The following is a 13,242-nucleotide window of genomic DNA, read 5'->3' on the forward strand; positions in this document are numbered from 1 at the left end:
CCGGAGCCCGCCCGGCGAAGCGGTCGTCGTCGAACGTAGGCGGTGCAGCTGTGGCGCGGGTCAGGGGGCGAAGTCGGCCGACTCGAGACGGCGTGCCAGACGGGCCGCCGACAGGGTCATGGCGTCGGCGGCGCGATGCGGGTCCAGGCCGGTGAGTTCGTGGACGCGGGACAGGCGGTAGGTCACGGTGTTGCGGTGCACGCTGAGTTGTCGCGCCGTCGCCAACTGGTTGAACCCGCTGTCGACGAACACCTCCAGGGTCTCCGCCAGCATCGGCTGGGTATCCAGGGGTGCGAGTACCGAGGCCAGCCCCGGTCGTGCCGCATCGCTGACCGCCACTGTGTACTCGAACTGCAAATTCGTTCGGCGGCACAGGATTTCGCGACGGGTGAGGCATCGGCCCAGTTCGGCGAGTACCCGTGCCTCGGCGAATATCGTCGGAATCGCCACCCTGCTCGCCGCCGCGCCGACACCGACCCAGTACGGCGGTGCCTGGTCGGGCTGCTGTGCGGGTAGTCGCGCGGTGAGGCCGGTGAGCGTTGCCGTGCCGTCGTCGCCGGGTTGCAGCGGGATCAGCGCGGTCCACCCGCCCGCGTCCAACCGCAGGAAGACTCCCGGAATCGCCTCGACCCGGTGCCGCAGCGCTGACGCGTGCCCGCCGCGGGTGCCGCACAGGCGGAACACCGCGACGAGGAAGGCATCGGCGACCGGAATGACCGGATCGTTGGCCCACTCCACCGGGTCGCGCCCGGCGAGCAGGGCGTCGGCGATACCGCGGCGACGTTCCAGGAGTTCCCAGCGCGGATCGTGTGAGCGCTGGGTGGCCGCAGTGGCGATGCGAGTGGTCACCAGGGTGACGTACTCGAGCAACGCCAGCGAGGCATCCAGCAGCAGATCCCGCTCGGCGGCGGTCGCGGATTCGCGCAGCCGCTTCCAGATGAAAGCCGCGCCGAGCCGATAGCGCTCCAGCACCTCGGGCAGGGGTGTGCCATCGCGAAGCCGGTCCATGGCCAACTCGACGAGCTCTCTGGTGTCCTCCTCCGACGGGTCGGTGCCCCGGCGCAGATACTCGAAGAAGAGGTCGACATTGAGCTTCGCGCCGCGCGCGAAATCGGTCTCCACCAGCGACTGCGGTATCCGGGGATACGGCGGTAGCGTCGCGTAGAACCCGTCGACCAGCGATGCGGCTCGTCGGTGCAGATCATCGAAGCCTCGGGTCCGCGCTGGCATCATTGAACTTCTCCGTCCCGGACTTACGAGTACAAGCTCTCGATCGTATCCGTGTAGCGGGTGGCGATCGGAGTGCGTTTGAGTTTGCCGGTCGCCGTCAGGACCTCGCTGCCCGGCTCCCATACCTCGGGTAGCACGACGTACTTCTTGATCTGCTCCACCCGGGAGAGTTTGCCATTGGCGGCGGCCACACCTTGCTCGATTGCCGACAAGACCTCCGGATTCGTCGCCAATTCGGCGACGCTGGTCTCGGTGAGCCGGTGGCGCTGTGCGAATGCCAGGGTCAGATCGGGATCGAGGCAGATCAGCGCCGTGTTGTAGGGACGCTGTTCGCCGATCACCACCACGGTGCCCGCGAGCGGGCAGTTCTCGGTGATGGTGTTCTCGATATTGGCCGGGGACATATTCTTTCCGGCCGCGTTGATGATGAGTTCCTTCTTGCGGTCGACGATCGACAGGTAGCCGTCGGCGTCTATCGAGCCGATATCGCCGGTGTGCAGCCAGCCGTCGGCGTCGACGGTTTCCGCGGTCCTTTCCGGATCGTTGCGGTAGCCGCGCATGACCATCTTGCCGCGGACGAGCACCTCGCCGTCGTCGCCGAGTTTCACCTCGGCCCCGGGCAGCGGCGTGCCGACCGTGCCGATCTTGATGCGATCCGGACCGTTGAGCGTTGCGCCCGCAGTGCATTCGGTCATGCCGTACCCCTCACATAACGGCAGACCGAGCGCCAGGTAGAACTCGTGCACGTCGGGCGGTATGGCCACCGAACCGGTGACCGCGGCGCGGACCTGATCCAGGCCCAGACCGGTGCGAATCGATCCGAGCACCAAGCGATCGGCTATGGCGTACTGGAGTTTCTGTGGCAGACCGAGTGCGCGGCCATCCGAGGCGGCCCTGGCGCGAGCGCGGCCGGTGCGCACCGCCCAGTGGACCAGGGAGCGCTTGACCGCACTCGGTTGCGCGGCGAAATGCTCCTCCAGCGCGCCCTTCACCTTCACCCAGATCCGAGGTACGCCGAGGAAGACGGTCGGATGCACCTCGCCCAGCGCCTCGGCGACCAGCTTCAGATCGGCGACGGTGGTGATCTCGCCGCCCTCCAGCATGGTGAGATAGTGCGCGAACCAACGGTTGGCGGCGTGTGCGTCCGGCAGATACGAGATGACCCGGTCGTGGCCGCTGCCACCACCGAATGTCTCGATGACGCGGGCGTTTTCGATAAAGTTGGTGTGGGTGAGTTCGACACCCTTCGGCGGGCCGGTGGTGCCGGAGGTGTAGACGATGGTCAGCAGATCCTCGGGTTTCACACTGCGCCAAGTGGTTTCGAAATCGAAGTCTGGCACCTCGGCCGCCTCGACGGTGGACAGCGCTATCGTGCCCGCCGGTGCCTCGTCGACGCAGATCACATGCTCGACGTGATTGCCCTGGGCCGCCGCCTTTTTCACGGCCTCGAGGATCCGCGGCGCGAACTGGCGTTCGCAGATGACGATCTTATTGCCTGCATTGCCGAACTGGTACGCGAGCAAGTCGACGGGATTGGTGTTGTACACCGAGAACGGGGTCGCGCCCGCATGCAGGACGGCCGTATCGCAGAGGTGGAATTCGGGACGGTTGGTCATCATCAACGCCACCGTGTCCGCGGGCCGCACACCGAGCGCGGCCAGCCCGCACGCGATGGTGCGGACCCGTTCGGCGTACTCACCCCAGGTGATCGTCACCGCGGCGCCCATGGTGCGCAGCGCGACCACATCCGGATACTTCGCGGCATTCGCCTGGAAAGCCGCACACAGCGTGTCCGGACGGGTAAGGCCCGCCGGACCTGTCGATGAAACCAAGACCCAACCTTCTGCTCAATGGGGTCGAGGCCACGCCGTCGCGCAGGTGACCTCGGCGTCAGCTATCAGCACAATGCATCGACAAGCCATGGCGCTAGCGGCAAACACGCAGACTGTCACACCCCGCTTTGTGCATGTGACCAAGTCTTTCCGATCTGTGGGGGCGGGTATGCCCTGGACTTGATCGCCTCGTCAGGCGCAGGCTGATATGTGGGGGAGTTGTGGGGTCGCCAGAGTTGCTGCGGCGTTGGGGGCCAGGCAGTTTCGGCCCGCGCTGCCCGGGCGGTCGCCGCCGAAGTCGGGGACCGATACGGGGGAGAGTGCCGCTCGGTCGGCAGAATGGCGAAGCGATCGAGCTTTGTCCGGGTGCCCGGGTTGGGTGCAGACACGCCATCTCGGTCCGTTTCTCGGTCGGATTCGGGTCCGCCGCCGATGCCGAAGTCGTATCGTGAGACTCGGCGAGCAGGACCTGCCGTGACCCCGTGAACGGGTCCGGTCGTCAGGGAACGGTCGCCTCGCCATCCGCGGAGAAAACCTGCGCCCCGAGAGCGAGGAGCGAGCCGTGCTGGAAGAGCGAGCAGCCTTGACTGCTACCACCGAGGGAGTGCTGGAGTACATCTGCGCCGAAGACGTCGAATACGTCGATATTCGATTCTGTGACGTTCCCGGTGTGCAGCAACATTTTTCGATTCCGGCCGTCGCGTTCGGAGCGGATCTGGTCGATAACGGGATCGCGTTCGACGGTTCGTCGGTGCGCGGCTTCCAGTCGATCCACGAGTCGGATATGTTGCTGCTGCCGGATCTGCGCACTGCGCAATTGGATCCGTTCCGCGCCGCGAAGTCATTGAATCTGAACTGCTTCGTCCACGATCCGCACACGCACGAGGCCTATAGCCGCGATCCGCGCAATATCGCGCGCAAGGCCGAGGAGTATCTGAAGAGCACCGGCATTGCCGATACCGCCTATTTCGGCCCGGAAGCAGAGTTCTACATCTTCGATGCCGTGCGCTACGACACGAAGATGAACGGCGCCTTCTACGAGGTGGATTCGGCCTCCGCCGACTGGAATACCGGTGCCAAATACAATCCGGACGGCTCCATCAACCGCGGCTACAAGGTGCGCGCGAAGGGCGGCTATTTCCCGGTGGCCCCGTACGACGCCGATGTCGACGTGCGCGACCGGATGTGCACCAACCTGCAGAACGCGGGCTTCGAATTGGAGAAGGGCCACCACGAGGTCGGCACCGCGGGCCAGGCCGAGATCAACTACAAATTCAATACCTTACTGGCCGCCGCCGACGATCTGCAGCTCTACAAATACATCATCAAGAACACCGCATGGGCCGAGGGCAAGACCGTCACCTTCATGCCCAAACCGCTGTTCGGCGACAACGGTTCCGGTATGCATGTGCACCAATCCCTGTGGCTGAACGGAACACCGCTGTTCTACGACGAAGCGGGTTATGCGGGCCTGTCCGATCTGGCCCGGCACTATATCGGCGGACTGCTGCGCCATGCGTCGTCGTTGCTCGCGTTCACCAACCCGACCGTGAACTCGTACAAGCGTCTGGTTCCCGGCTTCGAGGCCCCGGTCAATCTCGTCTACAGCCAGCGCAATCGCTCAGCGGCGGTCCGTATTCCGGTCACCGGCGCCAACCCGAAGGCCAAGCGCCTCGAGTTCCGCTGCCCGGACTCCTCTGGCAATCCCTATCTGTCCTTCGCCGCCATGATGATGGCCGGTCTGGACGGCATTCGCCGCAAGATCGAACCCGCGGCGCCGATCGATAAAGATCTGTACGAACTGACCCCCGAAGAGAGCATCGAGGTCACCCAAACCCCGCCCAGCCTCGACAGCGTGATCGATAGCTTGGAAGCCGATAACGAGTATCTGACCGAAGGCAACGTCTTCACCGATGATCTTCTCGAAACCTGGATCCGCCTCAAGCGCGACACCGAGATCTCCGAAATCAACATTCGGCCCCATCCGTACGAATTCGAACTCTATTTCGACGTATAAGGCCGCGCCGAATCAGGCGACGGTGTGCGACATCTGGTCCGGGTGATCGGTCGATATGCCAGCTGATGATGCGGTGCGGGTGGATGCGGATAGTCGAATCCGCCTCAGTCGATATGCAGTTCGCCATTGATGGTGGTGAAGGCGGTCGGGGTGAGGCCGAACATGGCGCGGAAGGTGTCGCTGAAATGCGAAGGGGAGGCGAAGCCGGCATCGACGGCTGCTCGGGTGAGGTCGTGGCCTGCGGTATAGGCCTCGGCAACGCGCAGCATGCGCGCCCATTGTACGTAACGGCGGAAGCTGGTGCCGGTCTGATCGGCAAAGGTGCGCAGGAAGTAGGAGGTGGATAGTCCTGCGGCGCTTGCCTTTTCGGCAGCGCGCTGTTGTTGGGTCGGGTCCGCGCGGATGGCCGATGCGATGGCGGTGATGCGGGGATCGCGGATGGTGGGGACCGGGATGCTGGCAAGGTCGAGGAGACGGTCGATATCCGGTGCCGGATCGGCACACAGCTCGATCAGTTCGGCCTCGTGCCGGTGGTCGATGCTGTAGCCGTTGACGGTGCGCCGCATGCCACCGAGGCAGCGGGCCATGCTGGCCGAGGTCGGGTCGAAGAAGCAGAAGAGTTTGGGGACGTCTGTGTCCAGGACGTGATGGGTGACGCGGGCGCGAAAGAGGAAGCTGCGGGTGGTGATATCCGGGGCGTCCGCGACGCGGACACGGAACGGGCCGTCCAGGCCGACCCCGAGACTGGCGATCGCGGTGGAGTGCGCGCCGAGGGCCATCCCGGGTCCGATATAGATCGCGTGTCCGAGCCGCAGCCACAGCCGCGCCGGTGTGACCGCCGTGTCGAGAGCGCACGTTTCTGGAAGTGCCGACCGCGCCATGTCCGCGACGATACCGAAAGACGCAGGACAGACGGGAGATCAGGGATGAAGCTGGACAGGGAAGCGGAGTCGACCTTCGAGTTGCGGGAGGTGACGGTCGACGGTGCGCGGCTGCGTTATGTCGATATCGGGCAGGGTGATCCGCTGGTGCTGCTGCACGGATGGCCGCAGAGCCATGCCGCGTGGCGGCACCAGATCGGGCCACTCGCGTTATCGCGTCGGGTCATCGCGCCGGACTGGCTCGGGTGGGGTGCTTCCGACCGCGATGAGGCACTGAGTTGTGACTACGACACCGAGGTCGAGCGGATCGGCCGCATGCTCGATGCTCTCGGCCTGCAGCGCGTCGACCTCGCCTGTCACGACTACGGCGGCTTCCTCGGGTTGGGTTTTCTGCAGCGTCATCCGCAACGGGTGCGCCGGTTCGCGATCCTGAATTCGCGGGCGCAGGGCACCTTCACGCTGCCGTATTACGTGCTGTTCGGACTACTGACGGCGCTGGCGCACAGCGCACTGCTGCGCCCGCTGCTCACCGCGAGACCGATCCGCTGGATGCACCGCGTCGGCCTCGCACCGTACGTGCGCAACGGGTCCTTCGATACCGTCGAACTGCGGCGCTACCTCGCCTTCCTGGACATTTCGGCGGGCCGCCGCTGGTATGCCCACTTCTGGTCCGGCTACCGGGTCCAGGTCCGGCCGGAACTGGCCGCCGGACTCGGCGCGATCGACTGCCCGACGACCGTGATCTGGGGCGACCGCGACCCGGCCATCCCCTTGCGCACTGCCGAGGAGCTCGCCGACCGCATCCCGTACGCCACCCTCATCCGTATCGAGGGCAGCCATTTCATCATGGAAGAACGTCCCGACGAGGTCACCGAGGCACTCCGAGCCTGGCTGCTCCGCCCGGCTACCTAGTGGGAACAGGATCGACGGTTTCGAGGGGGTACGGCGGGGTGCCGATCCCGACGATGCGGACATTGCCCCAGGGGTCGCGCTCTTGGAGGCGGCCCGCGGTGGGTGGCCCGCCGGGCAGGGTGAGAAATACTTCGGCGCGGCCCGGGTCGGGCAGTTCGCCGCCGTCGCCCGGGGCGAGGCGTCCGTACCAGTGGTAGTGGCCGTCGATCGGGTCGCAGTGTCCGCTGAGGGTGACTTCTACCGGAACCTCCGCGCCAGGGGCGTCCAGCAGCGCAGGACCCGAATACTCATATGCCGGTTCACGATCCGCTGGGACGGTGAGGTCGTAGTGTCCGGGGTCAGGTCTGCGCAGGGCGCGCCGGGCGCCAGAATTCCACATGGTCCCAGCATGTTTCGACGGCAGACGGCGATTGAACTCGTGCTGCGTCGCGGCGCGGACCTCGATCCGGGTATTCGAGGTCCTGCGCATCAGGTCGAGGCATCGGCGGATGTAGCGAGCCTGCGCCTCGATCATGAAGGCGATGGACCGTTTTCCACCACCGGAATTCGGACCCATGATGAGGAACAGGTTCGGGAAGCCGTGCACGGCGACACCGAGGAACCCTGCCATCCCGTCACGCCAGGCCTGCTGGAGCGTGAGCCCGTTCGCACCGACGATGTGCTGGTCGAAGTGAAAACTGCCGCCCCGGAACATATCCGGGCCTGGGAAGTCGGGCACGCTGGGCTCGTGTAACGATCCGGGAGCCAGCACCACGGCGCGTGGCTGGAAAAGCCGCCCGTCCGTCGTGCGCACATGCCATCGGTCGGTCTCGTCGTCGAAGTCGAATGCGACAGCATCCGAGTGCGGCCGAATATGCCCGCGAATATCGAACTTGTCCACGGTTCCGCGCAGGTGATCCGGTATCTCCGGCCCATCGGCCTGCTCCAGCACCACGAAGTCGTCGAAACCGGCCTTGCGCAATTCGATGGCCATGCCGATACCGCCGAAACCAGCACCGACAATGGCGATTTCGGGTTCGGTCACGAGTAGAGCCCCCGCCAGCGCCAGATTCGCTTACCGATCGGACCGATCAGCCCCTGCTTGTCCAGGAACGCACCGAGATTGGCGGCGCCGGTGCCGAGTGCCTTCTTGGCGTACGGGTTGTTCGCCGCGATCCGCCGGGCCGCGCGCCCGTCCAGTCCGGCGCGATCGTACATGTGCCGATTGGTCATCAGGTAGACGAACAGCGGTGCGGCCACCGCGACACATAAACGGGTGTAGGCCAATTCGGCCCGCGATATGGTCGGCACCCGGCGAGCGAGCGCATCGCGCGCGAATCCGATATGGCGCGCCTCCTCGGTGACGTGGATGCGCATGGCCCGAGATACCAAGGGCTGCAGCTGCGGATCGTCGAGGGTGCGTCGCTGCAACGCGTCGAAAATCTCCTCACCGACCAGCGCGCCCACCCAGGTCATCGACCCGCGCAAGAACAGCGGCAGCGCCCCGATCGCCAGCCGACCCGGCAGCCGCGGCCAGTACGGGCGTGCCTCGATCCGGTCGATCAGCTTGCCGAACATCACCATATGCCGGCACTCGTCGCCCATTTCGGTGAGCGTGTAATGCGAACGCCGGGTGGTCGGATCGTCGCGCAGCAGTTCCCGCAGCAGCAGGCGGTTGAGCAGGTTCTCGAACCAAATGCCGACGGACAGTACGTTGGCCAGCTCCTGACGCGACAGTTCCCGGCGCTCCTGGGGGCTCATCGACTCCCACAGTTCGGTGCCGTACAGCGAGACGATCTCCGGCGGCAGGAACAGTTTGTCCGGATCCAGCGGCGCGTCCCAGTCCATATCGACGGCAGGCTCATAGGACTTCTTCACCGAACCGGTCAGCAGCCGCTGCGCGAAGGATTCCTGCGGGATGACTGCGGCCTCGTTGCCCATGTCAGCTCCAACTCTCGAATACCTGATACAAGCTGTTACAGTCAGGTTAGTGAGACGGTCTGTCACAGTCAATAGTGCTGCGGGTATCGTGATTCTGTGACCACGACCGGCGGAAAGCGCGAACCCGCGGGGGCAGACGGCCGCAGAACTCGCTGGAATGGCCACAAGGCCCGTCGGCGTGCCGATGTCATCGATGCGGCGATCACGGTGATCGAAGAGCAGGGCGTCGAGGTCTCGGTGCAGGCAATCGCGGATCGACTGCAGTTGCCGCGGCCGGTGGTGTACCGGCATTTCGGCGGGCGCGCCGATCTCGACGAGCAGATCCGTCGGGAGATCCTGAATTCGCTGTTGACCACGCTGATGCCGACTCTGCAACCCGACGGCACGTTGCGTGATGCGGTGCGAGGCGCGGTCGGAACTTATGTCGGTTGGGTGGAGCGTCATCCGAATCTGCACCGATTCCTGGGTGATGGCGCACCGCAAGGGGATTCGTCACAGGCGCTGACCGGCGCGCGTGATCGCATCGGCGGCAGACTTGCCGACCTGTTCGCGATATCGTTGGCGCGCTTCGGTATCGACCCGAACCGCGCCCGTCCGATGGCCTTCGGCACTATCGGTTTCGTGGACGGCTTCGTGAACAACTGGCGCTCCGACGCCGCGACCACGCTGACCTCCGATCAGGTCGAAGGCATTCTGACCGAATCGGTGCTCGCCCTATTCGAAGGCAACGCGCGCAGCCTCGGCGTTCCGCTCGCACGGGACACGATCGTGGGCGATCTGCTGAACCGGGCCGAACCCGTGCGGGTGCAATAGCGACGCGTTGTCGGCTCCCGAACCCCGGATGTCTACGACGTGCACGACAACGACCATCACGGTAGGGTCGCCGTGCTCTGCCCGCGATCAACTGATTGCGGACGGCGACGGCGCCGTTGCACTGACGAGGAGGACGACCATGCGTCAGAGGGGTAGCCGCCGGGCCGGGGACCATGCGGTGGTCCTCGGTGGCGGGATGGCTGGTCTGTTCGCGGCACGGATCCTGGCCGATCATTATGCGGCCGTTACCATCGTCGAGCGAGATCGGTTGACCGCCGACGGAACCAAACGCCGGGGAACCCCACAAGCGCGACATTCTCATGGTTTGCTGATGCGCGCCGCGGACATCGCCGAGTCGCGGTTTCCCGGCCTGACCAACGAGCTGATCACCGATGGGGCAAAGACCGTCAGCGCATTCGACGACTTCCGAGCGATCTTCTTCGGAAACGTCCTGCATCGCGCTGCCCTGGGTAGAAGTTCGGTCGTCGCCAGTCGAACCTTTCTGGAGTCGCACGTGCGCGCCCGCGTATCCGCACTGCCGAATGTGACGGTATGTGACGACGCTGTCGTTGCCGGCTTGGTCGCATCCGATAGCGGCGTCGGTGGCGTGCGGGTGATGCGACGCGAGACCAACGGAGAACCCGAGCCGATCCATGCCGATCTGGTGGTCGACGCGATGGGCCGGGGCACCCGAGTCGGTGCCTGGCTCGAATCGCTCGGCTACCCACGGCCACGCGAAGACGCGGTTCCCGTCGATATCGGCTATGCCACGTGCCATTTCCGCCTGCCGCTGGACGCCGTCGGCGGCGATCGGATCGTCTTGGTCGGACCGATGCCCAGTCGCCCGCGCGGGTTCGGGTTCGCGGCGCAGGAGGGGGACACGTGGGTGCTGTCGACGTTCGGCGTCGGGAAGGACAATCACCCGCCGACGAGCCCCGATGCGCTGCTGGACTTCGCCGCGGAGTTCGCACCCGACGATGTCGCTGCCGTCCTTCGCCGCGCGACTCCCATCGACGAGGTAGCGACCTACCGGTTCAAGACGGCGGTATGGCGCCGATACGAACTACTGGATCGTGTTCCCAGCGGAATACTGTCGATCGGCGACGCGGTGTGTTGTTTCAACCCCATCTATGGCAGCGGAATGACCGTTGCGGCGATCGCCGCGGACCTGCTCGATGAGGTACTGCACAAGGGAGACAAGGATCTGCCACGCCGTTACTATCGCCGCGTGGGCCGCATGCTGCGCACCCCGTGGTGGCTGACAAAGGTCAGCGACATCACGATGCCACCGGTCGCGATCGGCTCGCCGGGGGTGAAATCGCTCGCCCATTCCGGCTTGAACATGATGTTTCGAGCTGCGGCGACCGACCCGGTTGCCGCCGCGGCGTTCCTGGATGTGCTGAACATGACCAAATCCCCAGTGCGCATGTTGGAGCCACGTGTTGCCGCCGCGACGGTCGGGCTGGGGCGCATTCGAGCGCGCCGGTCGTAGCCGAACCCCCGTGCAACATCTCGTGCGACGACGTCCGAGAGCCGGTGCCGCGCGGCCGGACTCCGCCCGGGGTGCTCGAGCCCGTTGTCACCGCATCAGCCACCCCGCGCAGCGACGGGTGAGGAACGGCATCACGACCCACACCATGGCCGCGACGGCGATCGGAACGATGATCGCCAGCCGTAGTGGCGGTGCCAGCGATTCGAGTAAGGGGGCGGTAGCCGTCACCAGAATGGTGATCAGCGGATAGATACCGATCACCGTCAGCAGCCACAGCTTCCATTTGACCGGACCCGCGGAATGCGTAGCAGGTCCGTGATTTTCGTCGGCCCGCTGCTGAATCATCGAGTGGCCGCCAGGATTTCGCCGACCAGCCGAACCGCCTCGGGCAGTTCGATGTGATCATCGGGGTAGTTGCCCAGGTGGCTGCCGGTCGCGGTCAGCACCGCGGTGGCCCCCAATTCGCGGACCAGCAGTCCGACATGTTCGACCGGATCGGGGACATTGACCGGATCGTCGGCGGCCGCCAACACCCGGAACGTGCGCGCCGCGCCGCGGATGCGCGCCCAGTTGAACGGTTCGTCGAAGAATTCGGCCAGCAGGTCGTAGCCGACCTCATGCGCGGCGGTGGATACCAGGAGCACCCCCACGAATTGCCCGGCCGCTGCGACATCGTGTTGTTCGAGCATTCGCAGCACATTGACGCCGCCGATGCTGTGGCCGACCAGTACGGTATCGCTCGCCGGACCCGCCGCTGCCGCCGCCTCGGCGAAGGCCTTGCGCCACGAATCCAGCCGGGGCGCTTCGGGTTCGGGCAGATTCGGGATCGTTATCGTATGCCCCTGCGCGGACAGTTCCGCCGCGAAGTAGGGGAACCACACGCTGTCGCTGCGAGCTTCGAGGCCGTGGTTCACCACGATCGCACTCATTGTCACTCAACTCCTAAATCGAAACGCACCGTAGCGTTTTGAAAAACGATACACTGACCGGCATGGCCGAGGGAAGTGATGCGGGCGACAGTGCGGCGCCGCGCACCGGCGGGCGGATTCGGAGCCGGTCCGCGCGCGATGCGGTGCTGCGGGCGACGGCCGAGTTGCTCGAGGAGCAGGGCTTCGGCAAGGTGACGATCGAAGGTGTCGCGGCCCGATCCGGCGTTGCCAAGAGCACGATCTACCGCTGGTGGAAGTCGAAGGCGACGCTGGTGATGGATGCGCAAGGCATGGTGGTCACTGCGCGTATGCCGGACCCGGACACCGGATCGGCCGAGCGGGACCTGACCGTGTTCCTGGAGGCGCTGTACCGAGTCGTCGAATATCCGTTGCGGGTCAAGGCTTTACGCGGGTTGATGGCGGAGGCCCAGTTGGACCCGGACTTCGCCGGTCCGTTCCGGGACTGGGTGCAGACTCGACGAGATGTCGTGGTGCGGATACTGAATCGTGGTGTGATGTGTGGTGAGCTCGCGGCCGACCTCGACGTGGAGTACGCGACCGATCTGATCTTCGGGCCGTTCTGGTACCGCCTGCTCGTCGAACACGCGACGCTGCGGCCGGAGAATGCGGTCACCGATATCGCCAGACTGTTCAGCGGATTTCGCGCGCCCCGGTAGTCACGCGCGATGGAATTCCATTGCGAGGCAGAGCAATTCGGCCATATGGTCACCGTCGGTTCGGGACAGACGCATCGCTTCGTCGGGCGCGAACGTGCGGACCTCGAGAATGTTCTCCGCATCGTCGGGATTGGTCGGCGCGCAATCCAGCACCACATCCGCAGTACACCAGAGCCATGCCTTGTGCGGGTGCGGCTGCCAAGGATGGTGCGGCGCAAGGCGATCGGTGGTCGTGTGGTGGGCCCCGATCGGGCGCATCGGCCCGATCGGGCGGGCACCGGCCTCCTCCATGAGCTCGCGGCGCACGCAGTCGTCGATCGTTTCGCCTGCTTCCCGGGTGCCGCCCGGCACGATCCAGATATCGCGGTCGTCGCGGCACAATACGATCTCGGTCCCGACAAAGCAGATGACGTGGATATTGGTGACGAGTTCGTCGGGCGGCAGATCGGTGGAGAATCGGACGTCCAGACCACCCCATTCCCAGCGGGTGGGCGTGTGCAGCAACGGATATCGGTCGGCGAGCGTCATACCCTCGACGC

Annotated in this window: 13 protein-coding genes; 5 read left to right on the forward strand and 8 right to left on the reverse strand. The window is 65.3% G+C overall.

Annotation, left to right across the window (positions count from 1 at the left end):
* Window positions 1–60: 60 nt before the first annotated feature.
* Complete coding sequence (locus ACQP1G_RS19360) at window positions 61–1,233, reverse strand: PucR family transcriptional regulator (RefSeq protein ID WP_433206154.1); 1,173 nt, start codon at window positions 1,231–1,233, stop codon at window positions 61–63.
* 20 nt (window positions 1,234–1,253) lie between these two features.
* Window positions 1,254–3,062: an AMP-dependent synthetase/ligase gene (locus ACQP1G_RS19365; RefSeq protein ID WP_433206156.1), complete on the reverse strand. Its 1,809-nt coding sequence runs from the start codon at window positions 3,060–3,062 to the stop codon at window positions 1,254–1,256.
* 583 nt (window positions 3,063–3,645) lie between these two features.
* Between ACQP1G_RS19365 and glnA the strand changes: the two genes are divergently transcribed.
* A complete protein-coding gene (gene glnA / locus ACQP1G_RS19370) occupies window positions 3,646–5,079 on the forward strand; it encodes a type I glutamate--ammonia ligase (RefSeq protein ID WP_433208658.1) in 1,434 nt (477 codons plus the stop codon).
* 104 nt (window positions 5,080–5,183) lie between these two features.
* Here the strand turns inward: glnA and ACQP1G_RS19375 are convergent, their stop codons facing one another.
* A complete protein-coding gene (locus tag ACQP1G_RS19375) occupies window positions 5,184–5,960 on the reverse strand; it encodes a helix-turn-helix domain-containing protein (protein ID WP_433206159.1) in 777 nt (258 codons plus the stop codon).
* A gap of 45 nt (window positions 5,961–6,005) precedes the next feature.
* On the opposite strand from ACQP1G_RS19375, the gene ACQP1G_RS19380 reads away from it, so the two are divergent.
* Window positions 6,006–6,872 carry an alpha/beta fold hydrolase gene (locus ACQP1G_RS19380; RefSeq protein ID WP_433206162.1) on the forward strand — a complete coding sequence of 289 codons (867 nt, stop codon included), beginning with the start codon at window positions 6,006–6,008 and terminating at the stop codon, window positions 6,870–6,872.
* Here the strand turns inward: ACQP1G_RS19380 and ACQP1G_RS19385 are convergent.
* Both ACQP1G_RS19385 and ACQP1G_RS19390 read right to left on the reverse strand, forming a co-directional pair.
* On the reverse strand, window positions 6,865–7,896 hold the full coding sequence (locus ACQP1G_RS19385; RefSeq protein WP_433206165.1) for a DUF4873 domain-containing protein: 1,032 nt from the start codon (window positions 7,894–7,896) through the stop codon (window positions 6,865–6,867). The genes ACQP1G_RS19380 and ACQP1G_RS19385 overlap by 8 nt on opposite strands.
* Window positions 7,893–8,792 (reverse strand): AurF N-oxygenase family protein, encoded by a 900-nt coding sequence (locus ACQP1G_RS19390; RefSeq protein WP_433206168.1) that lies wholly within the window; start codon window positions 8,790–8,792, stop codon window positions 7,893–7,895. Before ACQP1G_RS19390 ends, ACQP1G_RS19385 begins: the two co-directional genes overlap by 4 nt.
* A gap of 96 nt (window positions 8,793–8,888) precedes the next feature.
* On the opposite strand from ACQP1G_RS19390, the gene ACQP1G_RS19395 reads away from it, so the two are divergent.
* Together ACQP1G_RS19395 and ACQP1G_RS19400 are read left to right on the forward strand one after the other, a co-directional pair.
* Window positions 8,889–9,605, forward strand: a complete 717-nt coding sequence (locus ACQP1G_RS19395; protein ID WP_433206171.1) for a TetR/AcrR family transcriptional regulator — start codon at window positions 8,889–8,891, stop codon at window positions 9,603–9,605.
* 139 nt (window positions 9,606–9,744) lie between these two features.
* A complete protein-coding gene (locus ACQP1G_RS19400; RefSeq protein WP_433206174.1) occupies window positions 9,745–11,097 on the forward strand; it encodes an NAD(P)/FAD-dependent oxidoreductase in 1,353 nt (450 codons plus the stop codon).
* 87 nt (window positions 11,098–11,184) lie between these two features.
* Here ACQP1G_RS19400 and ACQP1G_RS19405 read toward each other — a convergent pair whose 3' ends face one another.
* Window positions 11,185–11,442, reverse strand: a complete 258-nt coding sequence (locus ACQP1G_RS19405) for a hypothetical protein (protein ID WP_433206177.1) — start codon at window positions 11,440–11,442, stop codon at window positions 11,185–11,187.
* The gene (locus tag ACQP1G_RS19410) at window positions 11,439–12,026 is read right to left on the reverse strand and encodes an alpha/beta fold hydrolase (RefSeq protein WP_433206180.1); all 588 of its coding nucleotides are present in this window, start codon (window positions 12,024–12,026) and stop codon (window positions 11,439–11,441) included. The genes ACQP1G_RS19405 and ACQP1G_RS19410 overlap by 4 nt, the downstream gene beginning before the upstream one ends.
* A 62-nt stretch (window positions 12,027–12,088) precedes the next feature.
* Between ACQP1G_RS19410 and ACQP1G_RS19415 the strand changes: the two genes are divergently transcribed.
* Complete coding sequence (locus ACQP1G_RS19415) at window positions 12,089–12,703, forward strand: TetR/AcrR family transcriptional regulator (protein ID WP_433206183.1); 615 nt, start codon at window positions 12,089–12,091, stop codon at window positions 12,701–12,703.
* On the opposite strand, the gene ACQP1G_RS19420 is transcribed toward ACQP1G_RS19415, so the two are convergent.
* On the reverse strand, window positions 12,704–13,231 hold the full coding sequence (locus tag ACQP1G_RS19420; protein ID WP_433206186.1) for an NUDIX hydrolase: 528 nt from the start codon (window positions 13,229–13,231) through the stop codon (window positions 12,704–12,706).
* Window positions 13,232–13,242 lie beyond the last annotated feature (11 nt).

It is taken from the genome of Nocardia sp. CA-107356, from assembly GCF_050946365.1.
Classification (GTDB): domain Bacteria; phylum Actinomycetota; class Actinomycetes; order Mycobacteriales; family Mycobacteriaceae; genus Nocardia.

Bases quoted from the DNA above. Each gene is read 5' to 3' on its own strand.
- ACQP1G_RS19360 (WP_433206154.1), bottom strand. From the start codon at position 1,233: ATGATGCCAGCGCGGACCCGAGGCTTCGATGATCTGCACCGACGAGCC.
- ACQP1G_RS19375 (WP_433206159.1), bottom strand. From the start codon at position 5,960: ATGGCGCGGTCGGCACTTCCAGAAACGTGCGCTCTCGACACGGCGGTC.
- ACQP1G_RS19380 (WP_433206162.1), top strand. From the start codon at position 6,006: ATGAAGCTGGACAGGGAAGCGGAGTCGACCTTCGAGTTGCGGGAGGTG.
- ACQP1G_RS19390 (WP_433206168.1), bottom strand. From the start codon at position 8,792: ATGGGCAACGAGGCCGCAGTCATCCCGCAGGAATCCTTCGCGCAGCGG.
- ACQP1G_RS19400 (WP_433206174.1), top strand. From the start codon at position 9,745: ATGCGTCAGAGGGGTAGCCGCCGGGCCGGGGACCATGCGGTGGTCCTC.
- ACQP1G_RS19405 (WP_433206177.1), bottom strand. From the start codon at position 11,442: ATGATTCAGCAGCGGGCCGACGAAAATCACGGACCTGCTACGCATTCC.
- ACQP1G_RS19410 (WP_433206180.1), bottom strand. From the start codon at position 12,026: ATGAGTGCGATCGTGGTGAACCACGGCCTCGAAGCTCGCAGCGACAGC.
- ACQP1G_RS19415 (WP_433206183.1), top strand. From the start codon at position 12,089: ATGGCCGAGGGAAGTGATGCGGGCGACAGTGCGGCGCCGCGCACCGGC.
- ACQP1G_RS19420 (WP_433206186.1), bottom strand. From the start codon at position 13,231: ATGACGCTCGCCGACCGATATCCGTTGCTGCACACGCCCACCCGCTGG.